Here is a 19,823-nt window from a genome sequence, read left to right as displayed (position 1 = left end):
GTTGCGACCGTAACCCAGATGTCCCGCCTGGTTGAGGGCATGCGCCTGGACGGCCGCTTCACCGAACCCGAATGCGACGAAACCATTGTGCGCGGCTGGCACGTGGAGGGCCTGGCGGTCCGCCCCGACCACCGCATGGTGGCACACACCGCGTTCCTGGTCGTGGCCCGCCGCCTCGCTGACGGTGCGGTACGCCTGGCACCGAAGCGTCGCGCATCCAAGACTGACTTCTCTGAAGAGGATATGAACGCGTGGATCCCCATGAACGTGGGTGAGCGTGAGGTGACCGATAAGAAGATTCGCCGCGCAGCCCGCGATGCGAAGAACCTCGCCGCTCACGCCGCACGCGCGAACGAGATTGCGCTGGAGCAGAACGGCCTGGAGCCTGAGAAGACCGCCGAGGCTGCGCAGGATACTGAGACCGCTCAGGACGTCGAAGCGGCTGAATAACTCATACGGGCACGCGGGGGCACGGGTATCAGCCGGTGCCCCCGCGGCGCGCCCGCAGGTTTTGTTCTCAAGCTCCGCACACGCCGCCCCCGGCCAACCCCTCTGAACATTGAAACGCCGGGACATGAGCCCCGAACCGCTGGAAAAATCTAAAACCGACGGGATGAGCGGGGAACAGTTGCGAACTGCGGGGTCAGCATGTGAACCCGCAGAGAATTTGGCGCCCCGAACCCCAGCCGAGCCGCGCGTTCTCGATAGACTGAAAGTACCAACCCCGTCCTCGGTGCGGCCCTGACGGAGCCCGCGCATCGAGGCAATCCGAAGGGCCCGCCCGCAACAGCCCGACCCGCCCGGACACGCATAGGAGAGACCGTGACCCCCCACGAATCCGCAGACCGCAACGGAACCCCGCAGCACGGCACCGCGCACAGTGCCGCATCCGCCGCGCCGCACTACTCCGCCGCGTTCGGTTCAACCTCCCTGCCCGGTTCCCAGCCGGTCAGCGCGCAGGAGTATGACGCCGTGCTGCGTCGACTCTCCGCGGCGGAGGCAACCCGCGACAATATGAGCCGACAGATTCGTGGTGCGGGGGAGAAGAACCGCAAGCTCGTTGAGGCGATCACCAGCATGCGCTACCAGGTGGAGCGCCTGCGCGCGTCCCTGTCACAGAACGTCATGCCGCCGCTGAACTCGGCGATTGTGCTGGCGGTACATGAGGGTCAGACCATGACCTACGAGCAGGTCGCTGATGATAAGACCCCCGCCGAGATTGATACGTACCTGGACGTGCAGGTTGGCGGCCGTATGATGCGTATTCCCGTGTCCCCGCTCATTGACCTGTCAACGCTGACCCCCGGCATGACCGTGCTGCTCAACGACAAGACCGAGGCGGTCGTTGCCCTGGACACCGAGCCCTTCGGTGACGTGGTGACCGTGCGCGAGGTACTGGATGAGCAGCGCGTGCTGGTTGATACCTCTTCGGGTGCTCAGCAGGTGGCGCGCGTGGCTGGCTCCCTGGATATTGAGCAGCTGCGCACCGGCGACGCGGTTACCCTCGACACCCGCACCCGCATGATTACTTCGCAGGTGCCCGCATCCCGCTCGCAGGAGCTCGTGCTTGAGGAGATTCCGGACGTCACCTATGAGCAGATTGGTGGCCTGGGCGCGCAGATTGAGCAGATTCGCGACGCCGTGGAGCTGCCGTACCTGCACCCCGAGATTTTCGAGCGCTACCACCTGGCACCGCCCAAGGGTATTCTGCTCTACGGCCCTCCCGGTAACGGTAAGACCATGATCGCTAAGGCTGTGGCGAACTCCCTGGCGGCGCGTGCGGCTGCGCTGAACCCGGGTTCGAATACCCGCGGCTACTTCTTGAACATTAAGGGCCCGGAGTTGCTCGATAAGTTCGTGGGTGAGACCGAGCGCCAGATTCGCGATATTTTCGTTGCCGCCCGTGAGAAGGCGGAGGCGGGCCATCCGGTCGTCGTGTTCTTTGACGAGATGGAGTCGCTGTTCCGTATGCGCGGTTCGGGTCGTTCCTCCGATATTGAGACGACCATCGTGCCGCAGCTGCTTGCCGAAATTGACGGCGTGGAGTCCCTGCAGAACGTCATCGTGATTGGTGCGACCAACCGTGAAGACCTGATTGATGCCGCCGTGATGCGCCCGGGTCGACTCGACCTGAAGATTCGTATCAACCGCCCGGATGCCGCCGGTGCGGCAGAGATTTTCGGTCTGTACCTGACCGAGGACCTGCCCCTGGACGCTGCGGAGGTGACTGCCGCCGGATCCGTGCAGGCTGCCCTGACCTCGATGATTGCGGCGGCGGCAGGCCAGCTGTACGCACGCACCCCCTCCACCGCGTACGCTGTGGCGACCGTGGATTCTTCCATGGTCGTTGGTTCTGGCGCGAGCGCGAACCTCTCCACGCACACGCTGTACCGCGGCGATTTCGCGTCGGGTGCGGTGATTCGCAATATTGTGGACCGCGCGAAGAAGGCGGCGATTAAGGAGCAGCTACAGGCGCTGACCGCCGGTGAGGACGCAACGGGTGTGGGTATTGGTACCCGCCACCTGCTGGAGGCGGTACGCGCCGAGTTTGAGGATCAGGTGGACTTGCCGCCGCTGCCCGATATTGAGGATGCGCTTACCGTTGCCGGTGTGCGTGGCCGCTTGGTGTCGGTGGAGCCGCCGCGCTAAACCCGCGCCCACTCAACCGTGCGCTCAGCCCACACACCGCGCTTATCCCGCATCAACCCCAGCATTACCGCAGGTCCAAAGCCTTTAGATGGTATAGATTTTTTCAGGAGAACCCCATGAACTCCACCCCCAGCTACGGCGTGCACCGCATTATGGGTGCCGAAACCGAGTACGGCGTCATCGCCCCCTCCGCGCCGGGCACCAACCCGACCGTGCTGTCCGCACTGGTGGTCAACACCTACGCCAAGTTGGCGTTCCGCCGCGGCGCCGCCTTCCGCGAGGAGCTGCAGCGCCGCGCCCTGGCGGATGAGCTGACCGCCGAGCAGGCACGCCAGGCAGAGAACTACTCGACCGCTACCCCCGAGGGTCAGTGGCTGGGCGAGTCCGAATCGCCGCTGCGTGATGCGTTCGGTCAGGTTCAGGACGCATCCACCGCCCACTCGAGCCAGATGACGCACACCCGCACCGAGCTGACCAGCGAAGATATCGCCCTGGAGATTATGCGCGAGGCGGGCGTTCAGGCACCGGGTGAACCCGCCGAGCCGCGGAGCGCTCTAGATGCGCTCGCCGGTGTGCACGGTCGCGGTGGTTTCCCGGAGCGTCTGGACTGGGACCGCGTGACCATGAACGCGATCCTGCCTAATGGTGCGCGCCTGTATGTGGATCACGCGCATCCGGAGTATTCCTCGCCGGAGGTTCTGACCCCCGCCGACGCAGTGCTCTATGACGCTGCCGGTGACGCGCTGGCGTACGAGTCGCTGGTGGAGCTGGGCAACCACGCGCAGGATTTGCCGCAGGTGAAGCTGTACAAGAACAACACCGACTCGAAGGGCCAGTCCTACGGCGCGCATGAGAACTACCTAATCAGCCGCGAGGTTCCGTTTGAGCAGGTGGCGGATGCGCTCCTGCCGTTCTTTGCGACCCGCGCGATTTTCACGGGTGCGGGCCGTGTGGGTATTGGTACGCACGGTGAGGTTCCGGGTTTTCAGATTAGTTCGCGTGCTGATTTCTTTGAGCGCACGATTGGTCTGGAGACCACGATTCGCCGCCCGATTGTGAACACGCGCGATGAGCCGCATGCGGATGAGTCGAAGTACCGCCGCCTGCACGTGATTCCGGCGGACGCGAACATGTCGCACTATTCGAACCTGTTGAAGTTCGGTACGGCGGCGCTGGTGATGAACCTGATTGAGTCGCACAGCGAGCAGCACCCTGTGCTGCCGGGTGTGCGCCTGTCCGATCCGGTAGCGGCGATGCACGCGGTCAGCCACGACCTGTCGCTGTCGGTTCAGCTGCCGTTGGCGCCGTCTTCGGCGACCCTGCCGAACCCGGTGTCGACGAGCGGTTCGGCGAGCGCCCTGCAGATTCAGCGCGCCTACTATGAGGCCTCCCGTGCGCACGAAGAGTCGAACCCGGCGGGCGTGGATGCTGCGACCGCGCAGATTCTCGACCTGTGGGGCGAGGTTCTGGATGCCCTGGAGACCAACCCGCTCTCGCTGGCGGATCGTCTGGACTGGGTGGCGAAGTATGCGCTGGTGCGCGGTTATGTCGCTCAGGGCGTAGATTATGCGAATCCGAAGTTGAAGGCTCTGGATTTGCAGTACGCTGATATTGACCCGTCGAAGAGCCTGTATCACCGTCTGGTGGCGCGCGGGCGCATGCGCACGCTGTTCTCTGCCGAGCAGGTCGAGCGTGCGACGACCGAGCCGCCGCGTGAGACTCGTGCGTTTTTGCGTGGCACTTTGATGGCGCGTTGGCCCGAGGAGATTCTGGGTATTAACTGGGATACGGTCTCGTGCCGTGGCAGGTATTCGAAGGATTTGACTCGTTTTACGATGATGGAGCCGACCCGCTACGGTGCCGCCGAGGTGGAGCCGCTGCTGGATGAGGTGAACCATTCGGATGCGCTGCTGAACCGCCTGCGCTAGTAACGCCTCGCAGCCGCAAACCCACATAAACTCATATTCTTCCCTGGGGTGGATACCCCCATTCGGAAGAGTAAAAACCACATAACCCACAGGTAGGGTGCAGTATCTAGGTTGTGACAGTCGGCGCGCAGCGCCCCGATATCAGCCCGGTACCGCCTCCAGCAGTACGTCTAAGCACCCCGCCTGACCCCATCACTTGACGTTCAGACCGCCCCCTAACCGGCCTGAACAAAACCCTTGAAGGAGAGAACCATGAGCCGCGAACGCATCAGCGCACAGCAGACCGAAACCACCGCAACCGAGCAGGAGCAGGAACTGACCCTCGCCGCCTCTCACGTGGTTTCTGACGTGAGCGAGGTCGACGAGCTGCTCGACGAAATCGACGGCCTGCTGGCTGAGAATGCTGAAGACTTCGTCACCGGCTTCGTCCAGAAGGGCGGCGAGTAACCGACGCACCTGCGCCGGGTCAGCATCATGGAACACCGTATTTTCGGCATTGAAAGCGAATTCGGGCTCAGCTACGTCCCGCACGGAATCGGTCGGCTGAGCATCGAAGAATCCGCCGCCGCCCTTTTCAAGCCCGTCCTGGATCAGTGGCGTTCAACGAACGTCTTCCTGCCCAACGGCGGTAGGCTCTACCTTGACGTGGGTTCGCACCCCGAGTACGCCTCCGCCGAGTGCGGCAGCATTGATGAGCTGCTCGCGCAGGAACGTGCCGGTGAGTTGCTGTTTGCTGACCTGGCGCGTACCGCCCGCAAGCGTCTGCTCGCCGGTTCGGAGGGCCGCCCCCTCGACGGTGAACTGTACCTGTTCAAGAACAATGTGGATTCGGCGGGCAACTCGTACGGCAGCCACGAGAACTACCTGATCAGCCGCAAACTGCAGTTCAACGACCTAATTGCCCAGCTCGTGCCGTTCCTGGTGACCCGCCAGATTCTGGTTGGTGCCGGTAAGACCCACCCGAAGGGCGGCCCGGTGCCCGGTTCGACCGACCCGGCATCCAGCACGGGTGTGCCGTCGTACTCGTTCTCGCAGCGTGCCGACCACATTTGGGAGGCGGCATCCACCTCGACCTCCCGCGCTCGTCCGCTCATTAACACCCGCGACGAGCCGCACGCCGACGCTTCGAAGTTCCGCCGCATGCACGTCATTAATGGCGACTCGAATATGGCGGAGCCGACGACCCTGCTGAAGATTGCCAGTACCGACCTGGTGTTGCGTATGTTGGAGGATCGCTTCCCGGTTACGAGCCTGGATATTGTGTCTGTTCCGGCGGCTCTGCGCGCTATCAGCCACGATCTGACCGGCACCGCAACCTTCGAAACCACCGACGGTAAGCACTACACGGCGTTGAGCGTTCAGCGTCACTACCTGGATGCGGCACGCCAGTACGTGCAGCAGTACGGCGCGCACCACCGTCACGTGGAATACGCCCTGGACCTGTGGCAACGCACCCTGGACGCTATTGAGTCCGGCGACTACAGCAGCATTGACACGGAGATTGACTGGGCGATTAAGAAGAAGCTCCTGGACGCGTATATTGCCCGCGCCCGCGCGGCTGGTCAGCCCGCCGATTATGCGAGCGCCCGCATCCGTCAGCTGGATTTGGCGTACCACGATATCGACCCGGAGCGTAGCGTCTTCCATGCGCTGGTTCGTCGCGGTGCGGTCAAGCGCATCCTGCCCGAGGGTGCCGCGGAGGCGGCGAAGACTCAGCCGCCGAATACTCGCGCCCTGCAGCGTTCGCGTTTCATTAATGCGGCGGTTGCGGCGGGGGAGCAGTTCACCGTGGATTGGGTGCATTTGAAGCTCAACGCGTACCCGCAGCACACGCTGGTGTGCAAGGACCCGTTCGCTACCGGCAGCGAGGAGCTGGAAGAGGTGCTGAGCCTGCTGGAGTCTAAGGCGCGTCAGCATCAGGAGGCGGCATTCCCGCCGCCCTGCTAAACAGCCCTGCTAGACGGCCCCCTAAACAGCACCGCTAGAAACGCCCTGATGAGGGGAAACCCGCCAGCGGTCGGGGTTCTTGGGCCTTCGGGAACACCCCGGCCGCTACACAGCCTGAACACAGCTACGTGCCGTAGCATAAAACAGCTAAACCTATACCTGTAAACTGTTCTGTGGCACACGGGCACTCACACGCCCCACTCTCACAGAAAACCCCAGAGGATAACCATGACCAAACGCTCTAAGCTCACTATCTTTGGCGCCAGCGCGGCAGCTCTCGCGCTCGCACTGTCCGCATGTGGCGCACAGTCCAGCAACGGCGACCTGTCCAAGGTGCAGTACACCTTGAAGCACGCAACCGCTGAGCCTGAGGCGTCTTTCGCGACTCCCTTCGCCGCTTCTAGCCCCTCCGCATACGTGATTGAGGAGGGTAACGGCGACTCCATCAACGATGGTGACTACGTGCTCGTTGAGGCTGCCGTGTTCAACGGCACCGACGGCAAGCTTAACGGTTCCACATACTCCAGCGAGCCGATTCTGCTGCCCATTAACGACCAGCTGAAGCAGGCTGCACCGCAGGTGTACGAAACCTTGAAGAAGATTAAGGTTGGCGGTTCTTTCTCGTACACCACCAACGTTCTGCAGCAGCGTAGCACCGCGGGCGTGACCACTACGACCGCTTCGCCCGGCGCCGCAACCAACGTTGAGGTGTACACCGTGAAGACAAAGCTGCCCAAGTACGCAACCGGTAAGGCTGTTGAGGCTGACCCGTCGCTGCCGTCCTTCACCCTGGATGAGTCCACCGGCAAGGCTGAAATTAAGCTGCCCGATAACAAGCCGGAGGTCACCGAGCTGACCGCTAAGACCCTCATCGAGGGCGAGGGCGCCGAGGTCAAGGAAACCGACACCGTGTACGTGCGCTACATTGGCGTGCAGTACTCCGACGGTAAGGTCGTTGACGGCAACTACAACGCCGCCACCCCGATGGGTATCTCCCTGCAGGGCGTTATCAAGGGCTGGACTCAGGGTCTGAAGGGCAAGAAGGTCGGCTCCCGCGTTGAGCTGGTCATCCCGGCGGACCTGGCGTACGGTAACGACACCGGCGGCTCCAAGCCTTCGGGCCCCCTCGTGTTCGTGGTTGATATTCTGGGCGCGGAGGAGAACCCGCAGACCCTGCAGCGTGCTCAGGCGGCTTCTAGCGCGGCTGCTGCGGAGGCGTCCGCCTCGGCAACCGCTGATGCTTCTGCGACCGCAACCCCGGCGGCCACCGCTTCGGCTACCGCACAGTAACCCGGCACCCACGTTTTTACCGTAGTTTTACTTCACGGTTTTATACCGCGCTCGCCGCCTATCCTGTATGGGCGGCGGGCGCACCCACTATTTCGATTCATTTCGAACCAATCAAAGGAGACACCCATGTCTTTCGGTCAGCGTAACCTCGACCGCGAAAAGCCCGAAATCGATTTCCCCGAGGGCGACGCCCCCACCGAGCTGGTCATCACCGACCTGATCGAGGGCGCAGGCGCTGAGGTTGTTCCCGGCTCCCGCGTGCTCACCCACTACGTTGGTGTTGCATTCTCCACCGGTGAAGAGTTCGACGCTTCTTGGAACCGCGGCGAGCCGCTGCCGTTCCAGGTGGGCGTTGGCCAGGTTATCCGCGGCTGGGATGAGGGCCTGCTCGGCATGAAGGTCGGCGGCCGTCGTCGCCTGGAGATTCCCGCCGACATGGCGTACGGTGACCGCGGCGCTGGCTCGGTCATTAAGCCCGGCGAGTCCCTGATTTTCGTGGTGGACCTGCTGGACGTCCGCTAAGGACTAGCCAGGTTCTCACGCATCTTGCGTTAGAGACATGTAGCCCGGTGCCTCCTCCCGTTTGTGGGAGGGGCGCCGGGCTTTTGCGTACCCACACGCTGAGTAAGTGCCGCGGAACACACACGGTATGATGGAATCATGTCCACCGCAGCTCAGCTTTTCATGACCCTGAACCGCCTCGCCACCGTCGCCGAAGCCCCCGACGAAGCCACCCGCCGCAACGGTATCAGCCGCGACGAATTCCTCAGCCTCCTGGGCATCAAGACTTCCGCCCCGGGGGCCGCGCTCTCCGAGGCGAGCGAACGCGCCTTCGAACGCGCTAAGCAGACCCTGCGTGACGCCGGCGCGCGCATCACCCACTTCACCACCGACACCTCCGGACGCTACCGCCTCAACGCAGAAGCCCCCGACTCGCTGACCGCGTGGAACCCCACCGCCGAAGAATTCCGCCTCCTCAACGCCGAGCTGCGCGGCTGGGAAGGTACCGAACTGCAGGACGAGGCCTACCGCATCCTGCGCAAGATTGCGCTGACCAGCGAGCACCTCACCGACGAGGCGCTCACCGCGGCTAACGTCACCCGAATCGAAGAGATCAAACGGGACAACCAGCCGCCCCTCATCAAAACCGTCAAACAGCGCGCCCGCGACCTGCACGCCTACCGCGAACACATCCAGCGCCTGCACTTCAGCGACAACCCGCACCTCTACGAACTCTTCACCGCCTACGCCCAGCGCAAGACCCTCAATTTCACCTATCAGGGCAGCGATGGAGACATCAAAACCTACGAGAAGGTCAGCGTCGCCGGCCTCATCTACAGCTACGGGTCTTGGTACCTCGTCGCGCACTTCCCCCTCGGCAACAAAACCCCCGAAGAGCGCAAGACCTACACCTACCGCACCGACCGCATCCGAAGCCTCGACGTGTTCTCAAGCACCGACCCCGCACCCATCAACCCCGCCTACGAGGCCCGCACCCGCCTCAAGAAAATCAGCGGCTACGAAGAGACTCTCGCTGTACTCGACCCCAACCCCGGCACCGGGGACCCTGCCGCACCCTTCACCGTGCCCTCCTACGGCGCCGTAGACAGCGCCATCGACGCCACCTGCGCCGGATGGCTCATCCAGCCGCGCCACAACACCGGCAACTCCGCATCCGGTGCGTCCGTGACCGGCCGCCAGCAGGACAGCCACGCCGCCCAGCAGGAACTTTTGCGCGACCTCATCGCCCTACACACCGGCGAACCCGAAACCCCCACCAAGTGGTTCCCCACAACCCAGCGTTCCCGCAACGACGCCCTCGACGCCCTCGACGACCTCATCCTCGCGTTGCACCGCGCCGACCGCTGGGCCGACGTCCACGACGAGGCGCCCATGCCCCTCAACAAGCTCAACCCCCTCTACCGCGTCGACAACGACAACGCAGCCAAGCTCGACAAAATCATCAACGCCATCTACGAAGACTTCGACGAGGTGCCCTTCTACTCCGAGGCTAAGAACCCCGACGCGCCTACCCCCGCCCGCACCAACCTGCTCCCCGAATTCGGCGACGGCGCCGCGTCCCTCACCCTGCTCAACTACGCCCGCCTCACCGATACCGAGCTGGCCATCCTCGTCTTCACGCTCTCCGCAGCCGACCTCATGTACCCCGGCGACCCGCGACCGGCCGCGATTCTCGCCGCGCTCGCGGAGGCCTACCCGCGCACCGCCGACTACGCGAAGCACCTGCTCTTCGCGCCCGAGGACCCCCTGTTGCAGGATGCGCGCGCCGCCCTCGTCAGCGGACGCGCCCTCACCATCACCTACGGCAACAGCACCCGCGATGCGGAACGCGTCGTCGACCCGGTGGCGCTCACCCTGCACCGCGACCGCCTCTACCTGCACGCGTGGTGCTGCGCCAGCGAGGCACGCCACCTCGCCACGCTGTCTGAGAGCCCTGCCGCTGAGAACGTGAGGCCCGCGAGCGCGGCGGGGGAGAAGGCCGCTTCCGCCGGCGCTGAGCCCACCCCCGTCGAACCCGTCTTCTGGCGCAACTTCCGCCTCACCCGCATCAGCAGCTACGCGCCCGCAGGCGAAGCACAAGCCCACTACATCGGCCCCAACCACGACAGCACCGTCAACGACTGGCATGCCAAGCAGCACAAAACCACCACCAACCCCAGTGTCGAGCTGCGCATCCACCCCACCGACCACACCCCCAGCGGCGAAACCCTCGAAAACCTCACCGCAACCTACAAGCGCCGCAGCGCCGAGCACGCCCGAAAAGGCACCAAAACCACCCACGTCCGCGTGCACTACAACAACATCGCCGGTGCCGGCGATAAGAACATCCTCGATACCGTTATCGCGCACCGAGGCGCCCTGGAGCTCGTCGGCCCGGCGCATCTGCGCGCGGCGTTGCTTGAGCAGTTGCGCATCCTCAACGCGAGTAGCCGCAGGGGTGCGTCTGTAGATGTGCCTGCAGGTGTGCCCGCAGAAAAATAGAACTTCACCCACAAGCAAAAACGCCCTAAAAACCCGTCCAAGGGGCCAAAACATTAACCTAAAACTTGTATAATGGTGCTCATGTCTTGGTGGTTCTGGATTTTGCTATGGGGCGCGCTCATCATCTGCTCGCTCCTCTATTTGGCATGGTTCACCTACAAAGCACTCACTCGCGGTTTCACACTCCTTGACGAAACCGTAACCTGGGTCGAGTCAATCGAGGGACAATTCGACGCCGCGCAAGCGAACGCAAGCCGAAAACTCCCGCGAGACACCACCCTCGGGGTATTCACACCCATCACCGAGGCATACAATAACTACGAACAAGGTAAGCAGACACGCAGGTCTGAGCGGATCAAGCGACGGGTCTCCCGACGAGATCGACTCGGCCAACCTCAAAACATCGGAGACCTGCTCTAACTAGAAAGGCACACCACCATGGGCCAGATTTTCAGCCACCCCGCGACCATCATCGTCGTTATCCTCCTCATCGTCCTGCTCTTCGGCGCACCCAAGCTGCCCGGTATGGCACGTAGCCTCGGTCAGTCCATGCGCATCTTCAAGACCGAAGTTGAGGGTCTGAAGAACGACTCCAAGAAGGACCCCCGCGAGAAGGACGGCGAAGAGGTCGTCACCGCTGAGGTCGTAGACAACGGCAAGGACGGCAAGACCGAAACCAAGTAACGGTCCCGCCCCAACGCACCAAACCCGTGCCAGCCCACCGGCCGGCACGGGTTTTGCGGCACCACCCCATAAACACCCCACCAGACCCCCTCAGCCGAATCACACACGGCACCGACACCCAGAGGACACCACGTGGCAACACCTGACCAGGACGTGCGCAACCGCAAACTTAATCCTGAAGCACGCATGGAACTCAAGGAACACCTGCGCGAATTCCGCGACCGCCTCATCAAGGCGGCTATCGCAACTATCATCGCCGCCATCATCGGTACGGTCTTCCTCTACCAGCCTTTCATTGACATGATTTCTGCGCCCCTGCAGCAGATCAACGCAGAAACCGGCCGCAACGCAAACCTGAACTACGGTTCCGTCGCATCCCCCTTCGACCAGTTGCTGAAGGTCGGTATGTACATCGGCTTGGTGATCGCGTCCCCCGTCTGGCTGTACCAGGCATTGCGATTCCTGCTGCCGGCACTGCACACCAAGGAGAAGAAGTATCTCTTCGGCTTCCTCACCGCATCCATTTTTGCGTTCGGCTGCGGCGTGGCGATTTCGTACTTCACTCTCCCCGGCGTGGTTTACGCACTGCTGAAGTTCACCCCCCTCAACGACAGTAACTACATTGACGCGGGCTTGTACATCTCCTTCATCTTGAAGTTCGTCGTCACCTTCTCTTGCGCCTTCATCATCCCGGTGATTCTGGTTGGCATTAACATGCTGGGCCTGATTCGCGGCACGACCATTCTGAAGGCTTGGCGTTGGGTTGTCGTCCTGGTCGCAGTGATTGCGGCACTGACCGCACCCGGTAGCGACATCATGATGATGTTCGTGCTCATGGCGCCGTTGCTGATTTTCTTCTTCGCAGCAATCGGCATCTGCATGATTAACGACAAGCGCCGCGACCGCAAGCTTGCCAAGCTGGCGCAGGGTTCGGATGAAGCAAGCCTGAACACTGCAACCAGCGCCGAGGACCTGGCGAAGATGGGTTACTTCGAGGACGAGAAGACTTCCTAATTCAATAGCTCGCGTTGAGTGATATCGCCGAGGGGCGGGGTACAGAAAGGTTCTGTGCCCCGCCCCTTTCGCATGCCCAGATTCGCATGCCCAGATTCGCATGCCGGGAAAGCTTCCAATGCCGGCTCGCGCGGCACCTCCATAGCGAGATTCACAGGGAGCGTTATACCGCGCCGGATGCGCTCGCTGTTCGCCCATACCGGATTAGTGCCCGTCCGTGACGCTTTCGGAAGGTGCGCGGCGGGCAAGCGGTTACACTGGACATACTATGAGCAAGCACCACGCACAGCACACTTCTGACGCACACACCCCTGACGATTCCTCCGGCACCGACTACGCTGCCGCATACGCCGCATCCCGAGAGCGCGCCGCGTACGCTAAGAGCGCTCTGGGCGCGTTTGAGGCGTCCCTTGATTTCCCGCTGGATGATTTTCAGCGTCAGGCGTGTGCCGCCGTGGAGGCGGACCGCTCCGTCCTGGTTGCCGCGCCTACGGGTGCGGGTAAGACCATCGTGGGTGAGTTCGGTATTTACCTGGCGTTGCGCCGCGGCATGAAGGCGTTCTACACGACCCCCATTAAGGCGCTGAGCAACCAGAAGTACCACGACTTTGTGCGCGCGTACGGTGAAGATTATGTGGGTCTGCTGACCGGCGATACGAGCATTAACACGGAGGCACCCGTGGTCGTGATGACCACCGAGGTGCTGCGCAACATGCTCTACGCTAACTCGACTACGCTGACCGGTCTGGGCTACGTGGTGATGGACGAGGTGCACTACCTGGCGGACCGTTTCCGCGGCGCGGTGTGGGAAGAGGCGATTATTCACCTTCCCGAGCATGTGAACGTTATTTCCCTGTCGGCGACGGTGTCGAACGTTGAGGAGTTCGGCGCGTGGCTGGATACGGTGCGCGGCGGCACGGACATTATTGTTTCTGAGCACCGCCCGGTACCCCTGTGGCAGCACATGATGGTTGGTCACCGTGTGGTGGACCTGTTCGTACCCGAAGACAACTCGGCACATGGCAAGAACCAGGAGCCGGAGGAGAAGCTCTCCCGCAAGCAGGCGAAGAAGGCACAGAAGGCTAAGCAGCGCGGCGCATCCGTGGAGGCGGACGCTAACCCGTTGCTTGCCGGTCTGCGCCTGAACCCGCAGCTGAAGGCGCTACGTCCCGGCTTCCGTTCCGGTCCGGGTCGCGGTCGTTACGGCGGCAAGCGTGAACGCTTCCGCCACCGCCGTGAGGGCTGGCTCAATGAGACGTTCAGTAGCGGCGAGCGCGGCGGCTCGAACCGTCGTGACCGTTTCAGCAATGATCGTTTCAGTAACGACCGGGAGTTTGATGCGCGCGGCGAGCAGAAGCCTCTGCGTCCGCAGCGTATTACCCGCCCGGAGATGGTGCGCGCCCTCGACAAGCAGGGCCTGTTACCCGCAATCTGCTTCATTTTCTCCCGTGCCGGTTGTGACGGTGCGGTCAGCCACTGCGTATCCGCCGATATTACGCTGACCACCCCCGAGCAGCAGCAGACTATCCGCGCCTACATTGCGGAGGCGACCGCTCACCTGGACACCCGCGACCTGAACACCCTCGGCTACTACGAGTGGCGTGACGGCCTCATTCGCGGTATCGCCGCGCACCACGCGGGTCTGCTGCCCCTGTTCAAGGAGGTTGTAGAAACTCTCTTCGCACAGGGCCTAATCAAGCTGGTCTTCGCCACCGAAACCCTCGCGCTGGGCATCAACATGCCCGCACGCACCGTCATCCTGGAGAAGCTCACCAAGTACAACGGCGAATCCCACGTAGACATCACCCCCGGCGAGTACACCCAGCTGACCGGACGCGCAGGCCGCCGCGGCATTGACATCGAAGGCCACGCGGTCGTCATGTGGCGCCCCGGCATGTCCCCGGAGCACGTGGCAACCCTCGCCTCCACCCGCACCTACCCGCTGAACTCTTCATTCCGCCCCACCTACAACATGGCGGCGAACCTCATCGCCTCCTACGGCGCCGAACGCACCCGCAAAATCCTGGAGTCCTCCTTCGCGCAGTTCCAGGCAGACAAGTCGGTCGTGGGCGTCGCCTCCCGCGTACGCAAAAACGAAAGCGCCCTCGAAGGCTACCGCGAAGCCATGGCATGCCACCTGGGCGACTTCACCGAATACGTACAGCTCAGCCGCCAAATCGCCGAGCTGGAAAAGAAGGCATCCAAGAGCAACGAACGCCACGCACGCGCCCAGGCGCACCACAGCATCCAGCAGCTGTTGCCCGGCGACATCATCTACATTCCGCACGGCCGCTCCCGCGGCTACGCGGTCGTAGTCACCCGCTCCGATTCGCACGCCGACCCGCGCATCGGCATCGTCACCGAGGAGGCGCACCAGCGCACCGCCTCAACCCGCGACTTCGAGGGCGCAATCGAACCGGTCTCGCGCATCAAAATCCCCAAGCGCCTGAGCCTGAAGACCCCCAAGGAACGCCGCGACACCGCAAGCCGCATGCGCCAGGCGCTCTACGACGGCCGCGCCCCGCGTGCGCTCGCGCAGCAGAACATTCCGGCTCGTCAGAACAGTATTGACGCGCAGCTGGAGGCTCTGCAGGCTCAGCTGCGTAACCACCCGTGCCACGGCTGTTCCGACCGCGCGAACCACATGCGTTGGGCTGAGCGCTGGCAGAAGCTCAATTCTGAGACGGAAGGTTTGCGCCGTCAGATTGCGCGCCGCACCAATACGATTGCGCAGGTCTTCAACCGCATTTCGCGCCTTCTGGAGAGCTACGGCTACGTGGAACGCACCGAGGACGGCGAGCTGTCGCTGACCACCGGCGGACAGGCGCTACGTCGCATCTACGGCGAGCGCGACCTGCTGACCGCCCTGTGCCTGGACGCGCACTTCCTCGACGGGCTGGAACCCGCCGCCATCGCTGCAACCGTTGCCGCGCTGACCTACCAGGGTAAGCGCGACGCGGTGGAGTACCTGGCGCACTACCCGCACCCGTCCCTGCGCGCACCCATTGCGACGATTACGCAGCGCCTCGCCGACCTGAACGCCGCCGAGGAACAGTTCAAGGTCAACCCGACCCCCGCCTGCGACTTCGGGCTGGTCGAGCCCATGTACGCCTGGGCGAACGGCGCGCACCTCGCTAAGGCAATCGAGGACACCGGCCTTGCTGCCGGCGACTTCGTGCGCTGGGCAAAGCAGGTACTGGACGCCCTGGACCAGATCGCGCACATCCGCTCCCTGGACCCGGTCATTCGTGCCCGCTGTGAAGAGGCCATCGAGGCGGTACGCCGCGGCGTTGTCGCACTGGACGTCTAACCCGCGCCTAGCGATACATCCCGCCCGAACGGTTCGGGCTACCACCCCCGCGCCTAAGTTGTTCCACGTCATCTAAGGACGAACGAACTACCGCAGGCAGCGGGGGTGCTTCTATACTCGAAAGAGACGCTCAGCTGAGCTACGCGAGCACAATCGAAGTGCCCGCCTTCATGTGCGCTCCGGCGTGCCTCAATGGTGAAAGGATTCTAATGTCTACCCGTATTTTCGTAGATGGTAGCGTGTACAGCCCCGTCGACCCGTACGCAACCGCAATGCTGGTTGAGGACGGCTTCGTCCGCTGGGTTGGCTCCGACTCCGGGGCACGTTCCATTGCCGACGAGTCCGCCACCATCACCGAACTTGACGGCGCCCTGCTGACCCCCGCCTTTGCGCGCGCCCTCGCACCGGTCGCAGGCAAAGAAGCACCCGAAATCCTCGACTACCTGCAGGCATACCGCGCAGCCGGCTACCACACCCACACCGTACTCGCCGGCATGGAAGACGTACCCGACCTCGTCTCCGCACTCAGCTACTACAGCGCCGAACACGGCACCCCCGACATTCGCCTCATCCTCAACGCCACCGGCATTGAAACCGACGAACTCATCAGCGCCATCAAGGCACTGCGCCCCCTCACCGAAGGCGAACGCGCCGTCAAAGGCCTGCAACTGGTCGGCATCTTCGTCGCACCCGACGAGGCACCCGCAGCCGCACAGGTAGCCGAAGACGCCGCACTCCTGCTCTCCATCGACGCATCCACCAGCTTTGCCGACGCCGCCGACGCCGCGCTCGCCGTACGCGGAACCCGCCCCTGGCTCTCCATCCGCCTCGACGCCGCAATCAGCACCCCGCAGGACCCCATCACCGACGAATACCTCACTAAACTGGCAGAAGCACGCATCAACCTCGGCCTCAGCGTCTGCGAACCCGAAGAAGACGAAACCGCCAACGACACCGTCCAGGCACTCCTCGCACACGCCGGGGGAGAAGCACGCGAGTCGGTAGCCTCCGTAGCCCGCCGCGCAAACGCAGCCGGCACCTCCATCGCACTGGGTTCTGATGCTCAGCTGTACGCACCCGGCGCATGGTCCCTCATCCGCGAACTCGTCAACGACGAACACGGCATCTCCGCACGCAGCGCCTTCGCCGCCCTCACCCGCGGCGTATACCGCCTCGCACACGAAGAAAACCCCTTCACCGGCCAGCTCACCCCCGACACCCCCGCATACGTCGCACAATGGCGCGTCGAAGCCCTCATGGTCCAAGCACCCGACTCCCGCGTCGCATCCTGGAGCACGGACCCCCGCGCTCGTATTCCGTTGTTGCCGGTGTTGGATGAAGAGTCTCCTCTGCCCATCCTGGAATCTATTTACACTGAAAGTAACTAATTTTTAGCTTGTCAGAGGCTTTTTAAGGGGTTAAAACCCCTCAATAATTCATTGATCTAGATGTTTACCCGGTATACTGGACATCTACCGGCCTATTTTATATACACCTGTGAGGGAGTAATATGCGCGTTCTAACTGTCATCCCGACGTATAACGAGAAGGAGAACCTGCCCATCGTGGTAGAGCGTCTTCGCAAGGCAGCTCCCGAGGTGGACATTCTCGTGGTGGATGATAACAGCCCCGACGGCACCGGCCAGATTGCTGATGAGCTGTCGGCTAAGGACCCCCAGATTCACGTTCTGCACCGCACCGTTAAGGACGGCCTGGGTGGCGCGTACCTTGCTGGCTTCGATTGGGGCCTTGAGGCAGGCTACGACGTTCTGATTGAGATGGACGCTGACTGCTCGCACCAGCCTGAGCAGCTTCCTTCTCTGGTTCGTGCCGTGGAGGCGGGCGCTGACCTGGCTATTGGTTCGCGTTACGTTCCCGGCGGCAAGACCAAGAACTGGCCGGCCCACCGCCAGATTCTCTCTCGCGGCGCTAACCTGTACACCCGCCTGATTCTGGGCACCTCCATCAAGGACATTACCGCTGGTTTCCGCGCGTACCGCCGTGAGGCTCTGCAGCGTCTGAACCTGGACGGTATTGACTCGAAGGGTTACGTGTTCCAGGTTGATCTGGCGTGGCGTTCCGAGCAGGCTGGTCTGAAGATTGTTGAGGTTCCGATTACCTTCGTTGAGCGTGAGATTGGCGCTTCGAAGATGGACGGCAACATCATCTTTGACTCGATGTCTAAGGTGACTCGCTGGGGTCTGACCAACCGCGTTCAGAAGCTGAAGAAAGCTCTGGGCAAGTAACTCGTTCTGAGACTTATACAAAAGACCGGGGCAGATACATAACGTATCTGCCCCGGTCTTTTTCTGTTTTCTCTGGCGCTCTTTCCTGGCTCACGTACCGACGCGAACCACCACCAACAAAAGAAGCCCGCTCTCAGAGCGCAAGCGGCTCCTAGCGGGCTTCTATAGCCTTTCTACGGCGTGTCTACGGTGCTTTTAGAGCGCGTAGTGCTTGCGGTAGTATTCCAGGCGGTCTTCCAGGGTCTTTTCCAGCTCTTCGATGCTGCGGCGTTCCATGAGCATGTCCCAGTGGGTACGTGCGGGCTTCTCTTCTTCGGCGTCTGCGGTGGAGTCGCCGTTGACGAGGTATGCTTCCTTGCCGGACTTTGCGGTCCAGACCGAGGGGATTTCGGCTTCTGCCGCGAAGGTCACGAAAACGCGGTCACCGTCTGCGGTACGGTATTCGACGCGCTGGCGGGGCGCGGGCTGTACGTTCGATTCGGTTTCCATCGACTGGGAACCCAGGCGCATACCGCGCAGGCTACGATCGCTCATTTTTCCTCCAGTGTCGTCGGGTGCGCTCTTTGGCGCTTTAGGCATAACGTTGGGCGGGGGAGAGCTATTCCCTCGAACGTTTACAAAACATCCATTATATCGGTAATAGTCTCCACCCGCCCAGCGTGGTGGTGTTTATTCGGCGTGATTTTTGGTGATTCACGCCTTTTTATGCGTTAGATTTCGCGTTTAGCCGTTGATGCCGTAGCTTCCGGGTGCCTGCGGTGCGCTCTTGGGTGCCTCTGCTGCGGGCTTCTTGGGTGCGTCCGCAAGGTCGGATGCGGGCAGGGTGCCGAACGCGTTGCCCAGGCCGCGCAGTGCATCGCCGAGTTCGGTCGGGATGAACCAGAGCTTGTTGGCGTCGCCTTCGGCGAGCTTGGGCAGGGTCTGCAGGTACTGGTAGGTGAGCAACTGCTGGCTGGGGTTGGATTCGTGGATTGCGGCGAAGACCTTCTGCACGGCTTCGGCTTCACCGTTTGCGCGCAGGATTGCGGACTGTGCGTCACCTTCCGCACGAAGGATCTGTGCCTGCTTTTCGCCCTCTGCACGCAGGATGGCTGCGCGGGATTCACCTTCTGCGGTCAGAATGTCGGACTGCTTCTGGCCTTCTGCGGTGAGGATTGCGGCGCGGCGGTCACGCTCTGCACGCATCTGCTTCTCCATGGAGTCCTGGATGGACACCGGGGGCTGGATTTCCTTGATGTCCACGCGGGAGACGCGCAGGCCCCAGCGGCCGGTGGTGGAGTCGAGTACTCCTCGCAGTTCCGCGTTGATCTGGTCGCGGGAGGTGAGGGTCTGCTCCAGGTTCAGGCCACCGACGACGTTACGCAGGGTTGCGCTGGTCAGCTCGTCCACGGCGCGAATGTAGTTGGTGATTTCGTAAGTTGCCGAGCGGGGGTCGGTGACCTGGAAGTACACGACGGTGTCGATGCCGACCACGAGGTTATCTTCGGTAATCACGGACTGCGAGGGGAAGGAAACGACCTGTTCGCGCAGGTCGATGAGGGGCAGCACGCGGTCAACTACGGGGATGACGATGTGCAGGCCGGGGTTGAGAACGGCGTGGAACTTGCCCAGTCGTTCGACGATGCCGGCTCGTCCCTGCGGGATGACGCGCACGGTCTTGGCGAGCATCGTCAGCACGAAGAGGATGAGTAGGACCGTCAGAATAAGGCTGATAGGCATTGTTTCTCCTTATCGGTGAATTATATGGTGTGTT

At 62.5% G+C, this 19,823-nt stretch carries 14 protein-coding genes and 1 pseudogene; 13 read left to right on the top strand and 2 right to left on the bottom strand.

The genetic code is table 11. The features are described 5' to 3' along the window. The 13 genes and pseudogenes from AB8C10_RS05990 to AB8C10_RS05930 all read left to right on the top strand — a co-directional run. Positions 1-450, top strand: a pseudogene (locus tag AB8C10_RS05990) (tRNA (adenine-N1)-methyltransferase); the annotation flags it as partial. A 372-nt stretch (positions 451-822) separates the two neighbouring features. Beyond that, positions 823-2,649: a proteasome ATPase gene (gene arc / locus AB8C10_RS05985; RefSeq protein WP_368867159.1), complete on the top strand. Its 1,827-nt coding sequence runs from the start codon at positions 823-825 to the stop codon at positions 2,647-2,649. A gap of 116 nt (positions 2,650-2,765) precedes the next feature. Further along, positions 2,766-4,577 (top strand): depupylase/deamidase Dop, encoded by a 1,812-nt coding sequence (dop, locus tag AB8C10_RS05980; protein WP_368867158.1) that lies wholly within the window; start codon positions 2,766-2,768, stop codon positions 4,575-4,577. A 252-nt stretch (positions 4,578-4,829) separates the two neighbouring features. Beyond that, a complete protein-coding gene (locus AB8C10_RS05975; protein ID WP_368867157.1) occupies positions 4,830-5,024 on the top strand; it encodes a ubiquitin-like protein Pup in 195 nt (64 codons plus the stop codon). 27 nt (positions 5,025-5,051) lie between these two features. Beyond that, the gene (gene pafA, locus AB8C10_RS05970; RefSeq protein WP_368867156.1) at positions 5,052-6,524 is read left to right on the top strand and encodes a Pup--protein ligase; all 1,473 of its coding nucleotides are present in this window, start codon (positions 5,052-5,054) and stop codon (positions 6,522-6,524) included. Between the two features lie 228 nt (positions 6,525-6,752). After that, a complete protein-coding gene (locus AB8C10_RS05965) occupies positions 6,753-7,814 on the top strand; it encodes an FKBP-type peptidyl-prolyl cis-trans isomerase (protein WP_368867155.1) in 1,062 nt (353 codons plus the stop codon). A 126-nt stretch (positions 7,815-7,940) separates the two neighbouring features. Continuing rightward, positions 7,941-8,336, top strand: coding sequence for an FKBP-type peptidyl-prolyl cis-trans isomerase (locus AB8C10_RS05960; RefSeq protein ID WP_005508667.1), 396 nt, complete (start codon positions 7,941-7,943; stop codon positions 8,334-8,336). 138 nt (positions 8,337-8,474) lie between these two features. Further along, complete coding sequence (locus AB8C10_RS05955) at positions 8,475-10,817, top strand: helix-turn-helix transcriptional regulator (protein WP_368867154.1); 2,343 nt, start codon at positions 8,475-8,477, stop codon at positions 10,815-10,817. Positions 10,818-11,255: 438 nt separating this feature from the next. Beyond that, on the top strand, positions 11,256-11,501 hold the full coding sequence (gene tatA / locus AB8C10_RS05950) for a Sec-independent protein translocase subunit TatA (RefSeq protein ID WP_005506024.1): 246 nt from the start codon (positions 11,256-11,258) through the stop codon (positions 11,499-11,501). A 132-nt stretch (positions 11,502-11,633) separates the two neighbouring features. Then, positions 11,634-12,515, top strand: a complete 882-nt coding sequence (tatC, locus tag AB8C10_RS05945; RefSeq protein ID WP_368867153.1) for a twin-arginine translocase subunit TatC — start codon at positions 11,634-11,636, stop codon at positions 12,513-12,515. Between the two features lie 268 nt (positions 12,516-12,783). Further along, positions 12,784-15,825, top strand: coding sequence for a DEAD/DEAH box helicase (locus AB8C10_RS05940; protein WP_368867152.1), 3,042 nt, complete (start codon positions 12,784-12,786; stop codon positions 15,823-15,825). Between the two features lie 209 nt (positions 15,826-16,034). After that, on the top strand, positions 16,035-17,213 hold the full coding sequence (locus AB8C10_RS05935; protein WP_368867151.1) for an amidohydrolase: 1,179 nt from the start codon (positions 16,035-16,037) through the stop codon (positions 17,211-17,213). Positions 17,214-17,335: 122 nt separating this feature from the next. After that, positions 17,336-18,070 (top strand): polyprenol monophosphomannose synthase, encoded by a 735-nt coding sequence (locus AB8C10_RS05930; protein ID WP_294628704.1) that lies wholly within the window; start codon positions 17,336-17,338, stop codon positions 18,068-18,070. 195 nt (positions 18,071-18,265) lie between these two features. Here the strand turns inward: AB8C10_RS05930 and AB8C10_RS05925 are convergent, their stop codons facing one another. Both AB8C10_RS05925 and AB8C10_RS05920 read right to left on the bottom strand, forming a co-directional pair. After that, positions 18,266-18,604: an RNA polymerase-binding protein RbpA gene (locus AB8C10_RS05925; protein WP_005506034.1), complete on the bottom strand. Its 339-nt coding sequence runs from the start codon at positions 18,602-18,604 to the stop codon at positions 18,266-18,268. A gap of 189 nt (positions 18,605-18,793) precedes the next feature. Continuing rightward, positions 18,794-19,789 (bottom strand): SPFH domain-containing protein, encoded by a 996-nt coding sequence (locus AB8C10_RS05920; protein ID WP_005506035.1) that lies wholly within the window; start codon positions 19,787-19,789, stop codon positions 18,794-18,796. Between the last annotated feature and the right edge of the window lie 34 nt (positions 19,790-19,823).

This window comes from Rothia mucilaginosa, from assembly GCF_964210535.1.
Taxonomy (GTDB): domain Bacteria; phylum Actinomycetota; class Actinomycetes; order Actinomycetales; family Micrococcaceae; genus Rothia; species Rothia mucilaginosa_F.
This window is presented reverse-complemented; position numbering and strand designations above follow the sequence as displayed.